At 74.0% G+C, this 13,564-nt stretch carries 12 protein-coding genes; 5 read left to right on the top strand and 7 right to left on the bottom strand.

Features of this window, described 5'->3' with window-relative positions; genetic code table 11:
* Positions 1-14: 14 nt before the first annotated feature.
* Both ACFPGP_RS04065 and ACFPGP_RS04060 read left to right on the top strand, forming a co-directional pair.
* A complete protein-coding gene (locus tag ACFPGP_RS04065; protein WP_378587235.1) occupies positions 15-782 on the top strand; it encodes a putative protein N(5)-glutamine methyltransferase in 768 nt (255 codons plus the stop codon).
* Between the two features lie 50 nt (positions 783-832).
* Positions 833-2,476: a DNA repair helicase XPB gene (locus ACFPGP_RS04060; RefSeq protein ID WP_378587232.1), complete on the top strand. Its 1,644-nt coding sequence runs from the start codon at positions 833-835 to the stop codon at positions 2,474-2,476.
* Between the two features lie 66 nt (positions 2,477-2,542).
* On the opposite strand, the gene ACFPGP_RS04055 is transcribed toward ACFPGP_RS04060, so the two are convergent.
* Both ACFPGP_RS04055 and ACFPGP_RS04050 read right to left on the bottom strand, forming a co-directional pair.
* Positions 2,543-3,718, bottom strand: a complete 1,176-nt coding sequence (locus ACFPGP_RS04055; protein ID WP_378587229.1) for an MFS transporter — start codon at positions 3,716-3,718, stop codon at positions 2,543-2,545.
* Positions 3,719-3,807: 89 nt separating this feature from the next.
* Positions 3,808-4,443: a hypothetical protein gene (locus tag ACFPGP_RS04050; protein WP_378587227.1), complete on the bottom strand. Its 636-nt coding sequence runs from the start codon at positions 4,441-4,443 to the stop codon at positions 3,808-3,810.
* Positions 4,444-4,577: 134 nt separating this feature from the next.
* Here ACFPGP_RS04050 and ACFPGP_RS04045 point away from each other — a divergent pair, with 134 nt between their 5' ends.
* Genes ACFPGP_RS04045 through ACFPGP_RS04035 form a run of 3 tightly spaced genes read left to right on the top strand, consistent with a single transcriptional unit; the run spans position 4,578 to position 8,154 of the window.
* A complete protein-coding gene (locus tag ACFPGP_RS04045; RefSeq protein WP_378587225.1) occupies positions 4,578-5,465 on the top strand; it encodes an oxygenase MpaB family protein in 888 nt (295 codons plus the stop codon).
* 60 nt (positions 5,466-5,525) lie between these two features.
* Positions 5,526-7,556 (top strand): HelD family protein, encoded by a 2,031-nt coding sequence (locus ACFPGP_RS04040; RefSeq protein WP_378587222.1) that lies wholly within the window; start codon positions 5,526-5,528, stop codon positions 7,554-7,556.
* Positions 7,549-8,154: an HD domain-containing protein gene (locus ACFPGP_RS04035; RefSeq protein WP_378587219.1), complete on the top strand. Its 606-nt coding sequence runs from the start codon at positions 7,549-7,551 to the stop codon at positions 8,152-8,154. Before ACFPGP_RS04040 ends, ACFPGP_RS04035 begins: the two co-directional genes overlap by 8 nt.
* A gap of 63 nt (positions 8,155-8,217) precedes the next feature.
* Here the strand turns inward: ACFPGP_RS04035 and ACFPGP_RS04030 are convergent, their stop codons facing one another.
* The 5 genes from ACFPGP_RS04030 to ACFPGP_RS04010 all read right to left on the bottom strand — a co-directional run bounded on the left by ACFPGP_RS04030 (position 8,218) and on the right by ACFPGP_RS04010 (position 13,459).
* The gene (locus tag ACFPGP_RS04030) at positions 8,218-8,496 is read right to left on the bottom strand and encodes a DUF4031 domain-containing protein (RefSeq protein ID WP_378587216.1); all 279 of its coding nucleotides are present in this window, start codon (positions 8,494-8,496) and stop codon (positions 8,218-8,220) included.
* Between the two features lie 4 nt (positions 8,497-8,500).
* Positions 8,501-9,223: a copper homeostasis protein CutC gene (locus tag ACFPGP_RS04025; protein WP_378587213.1), complete on the bottom strand. Its 723-nt coding sequence runs from the start codon at positions 9,221-9,223 to the stop codon at positions 8,501-8,503.
* A gap of 72 nt (positions 9,224-9,295) precedes the next feature.
* The gene (locus tag ACFPGP_RS04020; RefSeq protein WP_378587211.1) at positions 9,296-10,015 is read right to left on the bottom strand and encodes a GntR family transcriptional regulator; all 720 of its coding nucleotides are present in this window, start codon (positions 10,013-10,015) and stop codon (positions 9,296-9,298) included.
* 141 nt (positions 10,016-10,156) lie between these two features.
* Positions 10,157-12,688: an ABC transporter permease gene (locus tag ACFPGP_RS04015; RefSeq protein ID WP_378587209.1), complete on the bottom strand. Its 2,532-nt coding sequence runs from the start codon at positions 12,686-12,688 to the stop codon at positions 10,157-10,159.
* A gap of 3 nt (positions 12,689-12,691) precedes the next feature.
* Positions 12,692-13,459: an ABC transporter ATP-binding protein gene (locus ACFPGP_RS04010; protein ID WP_378587206.1), complete on the bottom strand. Its 768-nt coding sequence runs from the start codon at positions 13,457-13,459 to the stop codon at positions 12,692-12,694.
* Between the last annotated feature and the right edge of the window lie 105 nt (positions 13,460-13,564).

Below are 13,564 nucleotides of genomic sequence, written 5' to 3'. Positions count from 1 at the left end.
CCGACCCCGCGGTGGTGGCGCGGCTGCGCGCCGCCGGGTGCGTGTGGGCCGAGGAGGAGGCCGCGCTCCTCGCCGGGGCCGCGCGCTTCCCGGAGCACCTCGACGGGCTCGTCGCGGCCCGGGTACGCGGCGTACCCCTCGAGCAGCTGGTGGGCTGGGCGGAGTTCCGGGGCCTGCGGGTCGGGGTGGTGCCGGGGGTCTTCGTGCCGCGGCGGCGCACCGCCCTGCTGGTCGACCTCGCCGGAGACCTGCTCGTAGGCCAGCCCCTCGTCGTCGACCTCTGCTGCGGCACCGGGGCGGTCGGGCTCGCGGTGGTCACCGAGCACCCGGACGTCGAGCTGCACGCGGCGGACGTCGACCCGGTCGCCACGGCGTGCGCTGCGGCGAACCTGGGCGGGCGCGGGCGGGTGCACACCGGGGACCTGTACGACGCGCTGCCGCGCGGGCTCGCGGGCCGGGTCGACGTGCTGCTCTGCAACGCGCCGTACGTCCCGAGCGACGCGGTGTCGACGATGCCGCCCGAGGCGCGCGACCACGAGCCGCGCACCGCCCTCGACGGCGGCGAGGACGGCGTCGACCTGCACCGGCGGGTCGCCGCCGGGGCTCCGGAGTGGCTGGCGCCGGGCGGCGCGCTCGTGGTCGAGACCTCGCGCGTCCAGGCCCCCCTGACGCTCGCCGCCTGCGAGTCCGCCGGCCTGACCGCGCGCGTCGTCACCGACGACGACCTCGACGCCACCGCGGTGGTTGCCACCCGCTCCGTAGACTCGACGAGTTATGCCTGATCACCCCACCCAGCCGCTCGCTGCGCTCCCGCCTGTCCGGGGACCCCGACATGCATGACGGACCCCTGATCGTCCAGAGCGACAAGACGCTCCTCCTCGAGGTCGACCACGAGCGCGCCGACGACTGCCGCAAGGCGATCGCGCCGTTCGCGGAGCTCGAGCGCTCCCCCGAGCACGTCCACACCTACCGGCTCACACCGCTCGGCCTCTGGAACGCCCGCGCCGCCGGCCACGACGCCGAGCAGGTGGTCGACACGCTGCTGGAGTTCAGCCGGTACGCCGTGCCCCACTCGTTGCTCGTCGACGTCGCCGAGACCATGGCCCGCTACGGCCGGCTGCGGCTGGAGAAGCACCCGACCCACGGCCTGGTGCTGATCGCGACCGACCGCGCCGTGCTCGCCGAGGTCGTGCGGGCCAAGCGGATCGCGGGCATGCTCGGCGACCGGATCGACGACGACACCGTCGCCGTCCACCCCTCCGAGCGCGGCAACCTCAAGCAGGCCCTGCTCAAGCTCGGCTGGCCGGCCGAGGACTTCGCCGGCTACGTCGACGGCGAGGCCCACGAGATCGCCCTGGCCGAGGTCGACTGGACGCTGCGCCCCTACCAGCGCGAGGCGGCCGAGTCGTTCTGGCACGGCGGGTCAGGGGTCGTCGTCCTCCCCTGCGGCGCCGGCAAGACGCTCGTGGGCGCGGCCGCGATGGCGCGCGCCAAGGCCACCACGCTGATCCTGGTCACCAACACCGTGAGCGCGCGGCAGTGGAAGGACGAGCTGGTGCGCCGTACCTCGCTGACCGAGGACGAGATCGGCGAGTACTCCGGAGCCGTCAAGGAGGTCCGCCCGGTCACCATCGCCACCTACCAGGTGCTCACCACCAAGCGGAAGGGCGTCTACTCCCACCTCGAGCTGCTCGACGCCCGCGACTGGGGCCTGATCATCTACGACGAGGTGCACCTGCTGCCCGCGCCGATCTTCCGGATGACCGCGAACCTCCAGGCCCGCCGGCGGATCGGGCTCACCGCGACGCTGGTGCGCGAGGACGGCCGCGAGGGCGACGTCTTCTCGCTGATCGGCCCCAAGCGGTACGACGCGCCGTGGAAGGACATCGAGTCCCAGGGCTGGATCGCGCCGGCCGACTGCGTCGAGGTGCGGGTGACCCTGCCGTCGGCCGAGCGCATGGCCTACGCGACGGCCGAGCCCGAGGAGCGGTACCGGCTCGCGTCGTGCACCCACCACAAGGTCGACGTCGTACGTTCGCTCGTCGACCAGCACCCGGGCCAGCCGACGCTGGTGATCGGGCAGTACCTCGACCAGATCGACGAGCTGGCCACGCTGCTCGACGCGCCCTCGATCACCGGCGCGACACCGGTCAAGGAGCGGCAGCGGCTCTTCGAGGCCTTCCGCTCCGGCGAAGTGGGGCTGCTGGTGGTCTCGAAGGTCGCCAACTTCTCCATCGACCTGCCCTCGGCCGAGGTCGCGATCCAGGTCTCGGGGTCGTTCGGCTCGCGCCAGGAGGAGGCCCAGCGCCTCGGGCGCCTCCTGCGGCCCAAGACCGAGGGCCGCACCGCGCACTTCTACACCGTCGTCTCCCGTGACACCGTCGATGCCGAGTTCGCCCAGAACCGCCAGCGCTTCCTCGCCGAGCAGGGCTACGCCTACCGGATCGTGGACGCCGACGACCTCGTCAGCGAGTAGGCCACCCTGACAGTTCGGAGCGGTTCGCCCCGGTTCGACGCCGGAAGCAGGGCGTCTCGCCCCGGACTATCGGGGCACGCGGGCGGGGGAGCTCGCGCGCCGGGCCAGCAGCAGGGTCCAGGCGGCGCCGAGCAGGGCGACGGCCGCGGCGACGACGAAGGCCGCGGGGATCCCGCCGCTGCGCGCGACGAGCCCGAGCAGCACCGGGCCCAGGCCGAGGCCGACGTCCATGGAGGCGCTGGCGGTGCCGGACGCCGCGCCGCGCTCGGACGGGCGGGCGGTGGCGAAGATCGCCGCGAAGAACGCCGGGAAGACGAAGGCGATCGAGACGGCGAGCACCACCGCGCCCACCAGCACGCCGACGGGCGCCTGCCAGGTCGCGAGCACCACGAGCCCGACCGCCAGCCCGGCCAGGGCGGCCGCCGCCAGCGGCAGCGGCGGGACCCGGTCGGGCACGGTCGCGAAGGCGACCCGGCACACGACGACCACCAGGCCGTACACGAACAGGGCCACACCCGCGTCGTCCATCCCGACGTCGCGGGCGTGCAGCGCGGCGAAGGTGAGGAAGGCGCTGACGGCCACCAGTGAGGCCAGCAAGCCCAGCGACAGCGGGACTGCCGGGCGGTGGATCAGCTTCCCGTGCCCCTCCTCCTCGCTCCGTGGGGGCTCGGGGAGCACCAGGACGAGTCCGGCCGCGACGAGGGCCATCAGGGTCGCGCCGGCCCACGCCGCGTCGTACCCGCCCCACCCGAGCAGCGCCTCGCCCAGCAGCGGGCCGAGCGCGAGGCCGAGGTAGAGGCCCAGCGAGTTGATGCTCAGCGCCTCGCCCATGCGCTCGGGCGGGGCAAGGTCGGCGATCATCGCGAAGCCGGCCACGAAGAACGCCGCCTCCGCCACGCCGAGGAGCAGCCGCAGCGCCACGACCACGGCCAGCGACTCGGCCAGCGCGGTCAGGCCGACCCCCACGGCGCACAGCAGGGCGCCGCCGAGCATCAGCGGCCGGCGTCCGACCCGGTCCGACCACCGCCCCACGAAGGGCCGGCAGACGAGTGCCGTGATGGCGAACGACCCGACCGCCAGGCCCGCCCCCGCCTCGTCGGAGCCGATCGGGCCGGTGACGTAGAGCGGCAGTGCCAGCAGGGTCACCCCGACGCAGGTGAAGTACGCCAGGTCCGCCAGCCCGAGCAGCACGAACGCCGGCGTCAGGAGCCGCCCCACGACGGGTTCGGGCATCCCGCTCATGGCAGGAACCTAGACCCGCCGCGGGTACTTCGAAGCGAGAGGCCCCACCGCGAGTACCGCGGTGGGGCCTTCTGCTCCGAGCTGTCGCGTCAGTTGGCGACGGTCGCGCAGATGACGTGCGGGCGCACGATCAGGTCGGTGGTGCCGGTGTTGAAGCCCTCGACCAGCCAGGCGTTGGGGACGAACGAGCCGTCGACGTCACCGGCGATGGGCTCGTAGACGACGGCGCCGTCCTTGATCTGGGTCGGCTGCGAGGTGACGATCTGGAGCCCCTTGAACGCCGCCGGGCCCTCGTCGGCGCGGGAGAAGCCGCCGCCGAGGGCGGTCTTGCCGGTGGGGCACGCGACCCACGCGGTCTGCAGCACGTCCGGCTGGCCGGCCACGAACTTCTCGGTGGAGTTGTCGCCGTCCTGGAGGTGGGTGGCGCCCGGGTAGGGGCCGTCCGACTCGAGGTTTGCGACGCCGTCCTTGCCGTCCTTGCCGTCCTTGCCGTCGGTGCCGTCGGTGCCGGCCGGACCCTCGGGACCGGTGATGCCGGCCAGGACGCCGTCCTTGAGCTGCGGCTTGCCGACGCTGTCGTCCGCCATGTTGCGCTGGGTGATGGTGTTGCGGGCGATGTCGTCGCCGGTGATCAGCCTGGCGGCGATCGCGCTGCTGGTGCCGCCGATGGCGATCGCGGCCGCCGCGACGAGGACGACGGAGCCGGTCTTGAGGTTGCGGTTCATCTGCTGGGGACCCCCTGCTCATGTGGACCGGCACGCCTCGTGGCGCGCCGGCGACACTGGAACGGCGCGGCGCGGGGTCCATGACGCCGGTCCGGGCCACGAGTTTCCTTGGCGCGCCCGCCTACGCTGACCGGGTGATCAGCAGCGTGCGCGAGCGTCTCGGCGAGGTGCTCTTCCAGCGCGTGGCCGGGCCCGACGGCGCCGTCCACCGCGAGCGGATCCACGGCACGCCGGGGCCGCGCTGGTTCGACCCCGCCAGCCCGATCGGCCGCGTGCACGGCGACGCGTCGATGTTCGTCGGCGGACTCCGGGCGGTGCTGCTCCAGACCCTGCACCCCGCCGCGATGACGGCGGTCTCCGAGCACAGCGGCTACCGCGGCGACATGTGGGGGCGGGTGGCCCGCACCAGCCGGTTCCTCGCCGTCACCACCTTCGGTCCGGCCGACGACGCCCAGCAGGCGGTCGACATCGTGCGCTCCATCCACGACCGGATCACCGGGGTCGTCGACGACGGCACGCCGTACGCCGCGTCCGACCCCCACCTGCTGCTCTGGGTGCACGTGGCCGAGGTCGACAGCTTCCTCACCGCCCACCAGGAGTACGGCGCACGGCCGCTCACCGACGCCGAGTGCGACGAGTACGTCGCGCAGACCGCCGAGGTCGCGCGGCGCCTCGGCGTCGTCGACCCGCCGGAGACCCGGGCCGAGCTCGAGGCCGTGATCGAGGCCTTCCGCCCCGAGCTGCGCGTCACCGACCACGCCCGCGAGGCCGTGTCCTACCTGATCTGGCATCCGCCGCTGCCCCTGGCAGCGCGCCCGGCGTACGGCGTGCTGGTCGCGGCCGCGATCGGGCTGATGCCGCCGTGGTCGCGTCGCCCGCTCGGCCTCCCCTCCCACCCGGTCGCGGACCGGACCGTCGTGCGGGCCCTGGGCTCGCTCGCCACGCGCACCATCCGCTGGGCCCTCGCGCCCGGCCGCGAGAGCGCCGACGACCTCCACCGGACGCACGCACAAACCGGGTGACGCCCGGGGCCGGCGCGGGTTATCGTCACCGGCCCACCCGAGCACGGAGGCCACCTCGGCATGCCCACGACCACGCCCTCCCCCGACACCGAGCTCGCCAGCGAGCAGGAGCACCTCGCCGAGTCGCGCCGCCAGCTGGCCCGGATGCGCGAGCGCACGGCCGCGCTCGACGCCGGCGCCGCCGCGGACTGGGTCAGCCGCGAGTTCCTGGAGTCCACGTTCGCGCTGCGGATGAAGCAGCTCGCCGACGACCCGACGGTGCCGCTGTTCTTCGGCCGGGTCGACGACGAGTCGGGCGAGCGGTTCCACATCGGCCGCCGCCACGTCTCCGACCCGCAGGGCGAGCCGCTGGTCGTGGACTGGAGGGCGCCGGTGAGCCTGCCGTTCTACCGCGCCAGCCGCGCGGAGCCGATGGGCACCGTGCTGCGGCGCCGCTACGGCTTCGAGCGCGGCCGGCTCACCGCCTTCGAGGACGAGCACCTCACCGCCGGTGAGCAGACCGAGCACTCCGCGATCCTCGAGGCCGAGATCGAGCGGCCGCGCGTCGGCCCGATGCGCGACATCGTCGCCACCATCCAGCCTGAGCAGGACGTCATCGTCCGCTCCGAGCTCGCGCGCTCTGTCTGCGTGCAGGGCGCTCCCGGCACCGGCAAGACGGCCGTCGGCCTGCACCGCGCGGCGTACCTCCTCTACGCGCACCGCGAGCAGCTCACGCGCCAGGGCGTGCTCGTCGTGGGGCCCAACGCCAGCTTCCTGCGCTACATCCGCGACGTGCTGCCGGCGCTCGGCGAGATCGAGGCGACCCAGACCACGATCGAGGAGCTCGCCACGAAGACGCTCCGGTCGGTCGCCCCGAAGCAGGAGGTGCGCGGCCACGACGACGCCACCGTCGCCACGCTCAAGGGCGACGCCCGTCTCGCCGAGGTGCTGCGCCGCGCCCTCTGGGCACACGTCGTCGCGCCGACGGAGGGCCTGGTGGTGCCGCGCGGGGCGAGCCGCTGGCGGGTCGCGTCGTACGAGGTCGAGGAGGTGCTCGACGGGCTCCGCTCACGCGGGGTCCGGTACGGCGCGGCGCGGGCGATGCTGCCCCAGGCCCTCGCGCACCGGGTGCTGGTGCGGATGGAGCTCGCCGGCGACTCACCCGACGACCGCGTGCAGGACGCGGTGGCCCGCAGCGCGCCGGTGATGAAGTACGCCGCGGAGATCTGGCCCGCGGTCGACCCCGCGAAGCTGCTGTGGCGGCTGCTCTCCGAACCCGAGGCGCTGGCGGCGGCCGCCGACGGCCTCCTCGACCCCGACGAGCAGGCCGCGCTGCTGTGGGCGAAGCCGCCTCGCTCGGCCGGCACCGCGCGCTGGAGCCTCGCCGACGCCGTCCTGCTCGACGAGGCGGTCGACCTCGTCGAGCGCACCCCGTCGCTGGGCCACATCGTGGCCGACGAGGCGCAGGACCTCTCCCCGATGATGCTGCGGATGCTGGGTCGCCGCTCCTCCACGGGCTCGCTGACGGTGCTCGGTGACCTCGCCCAGGCCACGACCCCGTGGGCCACGCGCTCGTGGGCCGAGGCGCTGGCTCACCTCGGCAAGCCGGACGCGCACGTGGAGGAGCTCACCCGCGGCTTCCGGGTGCCCGGCGAGGTGATCGAGTTCGCCGCACGGCTGCTGCCCCACGTCGCCCCCGACCTCGCACCGCCGACGTCGGTGCGGCGTACCCGCGGCGAGCTGACCGTCACCGGCGGCGACGTCGTCGACCACGTCCGCGACGCCGTCGCCCGCGAGGGATCGGTCGGCGTGATCGTCCCCGACGCGCTGGTGCCGGTCACCGCCGCCGACCTGCGCGCGGCCGGCATCGAGCACGCGGTGCTCGGCGAGCGCGAGGACGACGTCGACCAGCACCTCGACCTGGTACGTGCCTCGCTGGCCAAGGGCCTCGAGTTCGACCACGTCGTGCTGGTGGAGCCGGCCGCGATCGTGGCCGCCGAGCCCGACCGGGTCACCGGCCTGCGCCGGCTCTACGTCTGCCTGACCCGCGCGGTCACCTCGCTCGTCGTCGTCCACGAGCACCCGCTGCCCGAGGAGCTGGTGGTTGGATGAGGCGGTGCACCTCCCCGACCGCTGGCCGCTCGCCGGGGCGACCGACCTGCGCGACGCGCTGCTGGCGGCGTACGCGGATCCGGCGCGCGGCTACCACGACACACGACACCTGACCGAGGTGCTCGACCGGCTCGACGAGCTCGGCGGGCCGGCCACCGCGCTGCCGGTGGTGCTGGCGGCGTGGTTCCACGACGCGGTGTACGACGGGCGGCCCGGCGCCGAGGACCGCTCGGCCGCGTGGGCCGAGCGCGACCTCCCGGGGGCCGGCGTCGACGCCGAGACCGTCACCGAGGTCGCCCGGCTGGTGCGGCTGACCGAGCACCACCGCCCCGCCGACGGGGACGTCGCGGGCGGACTTCTCAGCGACGCCGACCTCGCGATCCTCGCCGCGGGTGACGAGCGCTACGCGTCGTACGTCGCCGACGTCCGCCGGGAGTACGCCGAGGTGCCCGACGAGCTGTTCGCCCTCGGCCGGGCCGCGGTGCTGCGCGACCTGCTCGACAAGCCCCACCTCTTCCACAGCCCGACAGCCCGGGCCCGCTGGGAGGGCCGCGCGCGGGCCAACCTCACCCACGAGCTCGCCGCCCTCACCCGCTGACCCGCCGTTAGTTGACGGCGGGTCGACTATCGGACAGGTGACCCGCCGTCAACTAACGGCGGGTCAGCGTGAGGTCGCGTCGCCGGGGCGCTTGCGGCGCCGGAGGCCGGCGGCGTGGAGGCGGGCGACGAGCTCGCGCGACGAGACGGGCTCGGCACCGAGGGCGACCACCTGGTCGTAGTACTCCGACGGCACGTCGTAGTGGTCGCCGTCGAAACCGCGGGCCGGGATGCCGAGCTCGCGGGCGAAGACGTGCAGCTCCTCGAAGGAGGTGTCGCTGGCGAGGTGGGACCACCGCCGGCCGTGCCGGGAGACGTGGGGCGGGTCGATCAGGAAGGCCACGGGGTCAGGCGGTCCCGGCCCAGCCGGCGGCCTGCTCGGCCTCGTGGTCGAGCATCAGCCGCCACGAGCGCACGTGGCCCGCGTCGACGTAGGACCGGTGGGTGCCTCCCGGGCGCACCTGCGTGTCGACGTGGAACTGGCTGACGCCGGCGCGCAGGAACCACGGCACGTGCTCGGCGAGCAGCCCGCCGCCGGGCATCAGCAGGGCGGCGATCCGGGGGTCGGCGGTGGCGGTGGCCAACAGGTCGTCGTACCCGACGCCGAGACCGCGGGGCGAGCCGGACGAGCGGACGGCGACCAGCCCGGGCAGCGTGAGCAGGTCGCGCCAGGCGTGCCGGGCCTCGAGCACGTCGTCGACGGCCGGCGGGAAGGTCCACGGGACGCCGGGCAGCGCGGCGGCGAGGTGGGCGCAGACGAGGGTGTCGACCTGGAGGTCGGCGTCGAGGAACCCGAAGGAGAGGCCGTGGGCGCCGCACCCGAGGAAGTCCTCGCCCAGGCCGACGAGCCGGGTCAGCTCACCACCGGTGGTGGTCCACGAGTCGTTGAGCCGCAGCGTCACCACGACGGGGAGCTCGGTCTCGCGGCAGACCGCCGAGACCACCGAGGGTTCCGGGGACAGGCCGGCGGCGGTGACCAGGTGCAGGCGGTCGGCTCCGCCCTCCTCGGCACCCGCGACGTCGCGCGGGCCGAGGACAGTCACCTCGAGGAGCGCCGTGCTCGGGCCCATGGCAGCACTCTAGGCAGCCGTGGGGGCGCGGCGTGGGACGCGGGGACCGGGCGGGCGGGTGTCGCGGAGCGGTCAGCCCGGCGAGCCGAGCTGGACCCAGAGGGTGAACCGGTCGGCGCGGTAGACCGAGCGGGAGACCTCGACGACCTTCTCGCCGGCGAGCGCGCGGCGCGACTGCCGGAGCACGGCGGCACCCGGGTCGATCTCGAGGTGGCCGGCCTCCTCCTCGGAGGCGACGTCGGCGGTGATGGAGTCCTCGGCCCAGGTGGGACGCAGCCCGCGCGAGTCGAGCGCGTCGTACAGGCTGGTGGGCATCCCGCTCTGCAGGAAGCCGGGGATCAGGATCTCGTTGAGGTAGGCGTCCTCGATGCACATCGGGACGCCGTCGGCGCGACGCAGGCGCTTCCAGTGGATGACCGCGTCACCCTCGGTGATGCTCAGCGCCCGGGCGACGCCCGGACCGGCCTGCTCGCGGCGGGCCAGCAGCGTCTGCGACTCCCCGAGCAGCCCGCGGCGGGTCATCTCCTCGGTGTAGCCGAGCAGCCGACCGACCTCGCGGCGCGGACGGGCCACGAACGTGCCGCGTCCGGGGATCCGCTCGAGCAGCCCCTCGACGACGAGCGCGTCCATCGCCTGACGCACGGTCATGCGGGCCACGCCGAAGCGGTGCACCAGCTCACGCTCCGACGGAGCAGGGGAACCGGGGGCAGCGTCCTTCACCAAGGACCGCACGTACTCCCGGACTTGCACGTGCTTGAGCGCCCGGCCTTCGCCGACCAGCAACTCGTTCACATGGCCAGACTAGGCCAGACCAGCACCTTCGTCCTAGGGATGCACAACTCCTTCACGTTGCAGAGGTCACAGGCGCACCCCTCGCGCGGCCGGGCGGCGTCGCGGTACGGTGCCCGGCTTTGCGCAGGTCAGGCGCGGTTTTCACTCGGTGTAGATCGCGCGGAGGACGTCGAGCCGGGCCGCCCGGCGCGCCGGGAAGACCGCGGCCAGCACGCCGACGAGCACCGACAGGCCGAGGAAGAGGCCCAGCTGCACCCACGGCACGCTGATCACCTCGAGCCCCTCGTCGCGCAGCGAGTACATCAGCGCCACCCCGAAGCCGACGCCCAGCACGACCCCCAGCAGCGCGCCGAGCAGGGAGATCACCACCGACTCGAGCGTGACCATCCCCCACAGCTGACGCCTGCTCACGCCGATCGCGCGCAGCAGCCCGACCTCGCGGGTCCGCTCGATGATCGACAGCGCGAGCGTGTTGACGATGCCGAGCACCGCGATCACCAGCGCCAGGCCGAGCAGCGCGAAGATCACCCGCACCAGCTGGTCGATGGGTCCGCGGCGCTCCTCGGCGAAGGCGTCCTGGTCCTTGACCGTGACGACCGGGTTGTCGGCGACCACCGCGTCGAGGTCGGACTGCAGCCCGGGCCGGTCGTCGGTGAAGAGGATCAGGGCGTTGTCACCCGGCGTGAACTTCGAGGTGTCCAGGGTCTGGATCGTGGTCAGCACCGGGTAGAAGACGAGCGGGTTCTCCTCGTACGTCGCGACCACCCGCCAGCTCACCGGGCCGGTCGGCACGTTCCAGCGCATCGTGTCGCCGACCTGCAGGTCGTTGTCGTCGGCGTACCCACTGTCGAGGGCGACGGTGCCGTCGGCGAGCTCGGCGAGCGAGCCGTCCACCGCCCGCAGCTCGAGGTCACCGGTCGCCTCGGGGTCGATCGCGGAGAGGCCCTCGGTGTCGCCGTCGTGGTCGGCCATCACGAAGCGCTCCCGCACCACCCGCTCCACGCCGTCGACGGCGGCCATCTGGTCGGCGACCTGCGGGGAGAACGGCTGGGCGAAGACGTTGCTCACCACGAAGTCGCCGACGAAGTTCTCCGCGATCGACTGGTCGACGCTCGACTTCGCCGAGTCGCCGACGATCGCCATCGTGGTGCCGAGCGCGAGGCCGATCATCAGCGCGGACGCGGTGGCCGTCGTACGGCGCGGGTTGCGCAGCGAGTTCTCGCCGGCGAGGTTGCCGATGCTGCCGAAGAGCCGGGCGTAGAGGGCGCTGGCACCGAGGAGGAACGGGTGGCTGATCACCGGCGCCGCAGACGCGACGCCGAGCAGGATCGCCAGCACCCCGGCGCCGACGAACCAGCCGGCGTGCGGCACGCCCGCGAACAGGCCCAGGCCGAGCAGGCTGGCGCCGAGGAGCATCAGCACGACGCCGGCCACCACCCGCCGGTGCACGGCCGTCTCCGGCATCGCGATGTCGTCGCGCAGCGCCTGGATCGGCGCGATCCGGGCGGTGTGCCAGGCCGGCAGCCACGCGGCCGCCATCGTCACCAGGATGCCGACGACGTACGCCGCGACCACGGTGCGCGGCTCGAAGACCAGCGAACCCGTCAGGTCGAGACCGAAGCGGGAGAACAGGGCGCGGATCGCCAGGGCGAGCACGGCGCCGAGGCCGAGGCCGATGGTCGAGCCGATCACGCCGAGCACGAACGCCTCGAGGAGCACCGAGCGGGTCACCTGCCGCTTCGAGGCGCCGAGGGCGCGCAGCAGCGCGAGCTCGCGGCTGCGCTGGGCGACGAGGATCGAGAAGGTGTTGACGATCAGGAAGCCGCCCACCACCAGCGAGATCCCGGCGAAGATCAGCAGGAAGGTGCGGATGAACGACAGCGCCTGCAGCAGGCTGTCGGCCTGCTCCTCGGCGAGGTCGTCGCCGGTGATCGCCTCGAACCCGTCAGGCAGGCGCTGGGCGACCGCGTCGCGGAGCTCCTCCTGGCTGACGCCGTCGTCGGCGGTGACCCAGACGTCGGTGTAGGCGTCCTTGCCCTGGAGGAAGAGGTCCTGCGCGGTCTGGGTGTCGAACGCCGAGAGCGTGGCGCCGTTGAGCGAACCGCCGTCCGCGAAGTCGGCGAGGCCGACGAGGGTCGGGCGCAGCACCTCCTGCGTGCCGGCGGTGACGATGTGGACCTCGTCGCCGACGGAGTAGCCGCCGCGCTCGGCGGTGCGCTCGTCGAGCACCACCTCGTCGGGACCCTGCGGCTCGTGGCCCTCGGTGATGGTGAGGCCCTCGAGCCCGTGGCCGGCCGGCGCGTCGGTCCAGTTGCCGCCCAGCGCCGGCGGGCCGAACCCGCCGACCGCCTTGTCGTCGGTGCCGATCACGTAGACGCCGATGGCCGAGACGTTGCCGTCCACCCGGGCCGCGCCCGGCACCGACGTGAGCTGCTCGGCCGTCCGGGCGGGGACCGTGCGCGCCGTCGGACCGCCGTCCTCGGCCTGGCCGCCGACGGGGCGGACGACGACGTCACCGACCGAGGAGGCGAAAATCGCGGTGAAGCTGCGGTCGAGGGTGTCGGAGAAGATCAGCGAGCCCGCGACGAAGGCGACACCGAGCACGATCGCGAACGTGCTCATCAGCAGGCGCAGCTTGCGCCCGAGCAGGCTCTTGAGGGCGGCCTTCCACACGGCTCAGGCGCCCGTCTCGCCGGCGCTGATCCTCGCCATCTCCTCGAGCACCTGCTCGCGGTCGGGGCGGCGGAGCTCGCTGACGACGCGACCGTCGCCGAGGAAGACCACGCGGTCGGTCCACGCGGCGGCCACCGGGTCGTGGGTGACCATCACGATCGTCTGGCCGTGCTCGTCGACGCTCCGGCGCAGCAGCTCGAGCACCTCGGCGCCGGAGCGGGAGTCGAGGTTGCCGGTCGGCTCGTCGGCGAAGACGATCCGCGGCCGGCTCACCAGCGCCCGGGCGACCGCCACGCGCTGCTGCTGGCCGCCGGAGAGCTCGTTGGGCTTGTGGCTCAACCGCCCGCCGAGCTGCACGGTCTCGATCACCGCGGCGTACCACTCCGCGTCGGGCTTGCGCCCCGCGATCGCGAGCGGCAGCAGGATGTTCTCCTCCGCGGTGAGCGTCGGGACCAGGTTGTAGGACTGGAAGACGAAGCCGATCTCGTCGCGCCGGAGCCGGGTGAGCTCCTTGTCGCGCAGGCCGGTCAGCTCGCGGTCGCCGATCCACACCTCGCCGCTGTCGGCGGTGTCGAGCGCCGCGCAGCAGTGCATGAGGGTCGACTTGCCGGAGCCGCTGGGGCCCATGATGGCGGTGAACTCGTGGGCCGCGAGGTCGAGGCTGACCTCGTCGAGCGCGCGCACGAGCGCGTCGCCGCTGCCGTAGGTCTTGGTGACGTTCACGGTGCGCGCGGCGGGGCCTCCCGGCTCCGCCGCAGGGGTCTGCGTCATGGCCCCATCCTCCGGTGTCCCCGCAAGCGCCCACCACCGGGACCGTCCCGGGTCGGCCCCTGAGGGTCGCCCGGGGTCGCGTCGGGGTCGGCCCCGAGCCGGCTC

Origin of the sequence: Nocardioides taihuensis (assembly GCF_042657275.1) — a bacterium.
In the GTDB taxonomy this organism is placed as follows: domain Bacteria; phylum Actinomycetota; class Actinomycetes; order Propionibacteriales; family Nocardioidaceae; genus Nocardioides; species Nocardioides taihuensis.
This window is presented reverse-complemented; position numbering and strand designations above follow the sequence as displayed.

Bases quoted from the DNA above. Each gene is read 5' to 3' on its own strand.
- ACFPGP_RS04060 (WP_378587232.1), top strand. From the start codon at position 833: ATGCATGACGGACCCCTGATCGTCCAGAGCGACAAGACGCTCCTCCTC.
- ACFPGP_RS04055 (WP_378587229.1), bottom strand. From the start codon at position 3,718: ATGAGCGGGATGCCCGAACCCGTCGTGGGGCGGCTCCTGACGCCGGCG.
- ACFPGP_RS04040 (WP_378587222.1), top strand. From the start codon at position 5,526: ATGCCCACGACCACGCCCTCCCCCGACACCGAGCTCGCCAGCGAGCAG.
- ACFPGP_RS04025 (WP_378587213.1), bottom strand. From the start codon at position 9,223: ATGGGCCCGAGCACGGCGCTCCTCGAGGTGACTGTCCTCGGCCCGCGC.
- ACFPGP_RS04010 (WP_378587206.1), bottom strand. From the start codon at position 13,459: ATGACGCAGACCCCTGCGGCGGAGCCGGGAGGCCCCGCCGCGCGCACC.
- ACFPGP_RS04050 (WP_378587227.1), bottom strand. From the start codon at position 4,443: ATGAACCGCAACCTCAAGACCGGCTCCGTCGTCCTCGTCGCGGCGGCC.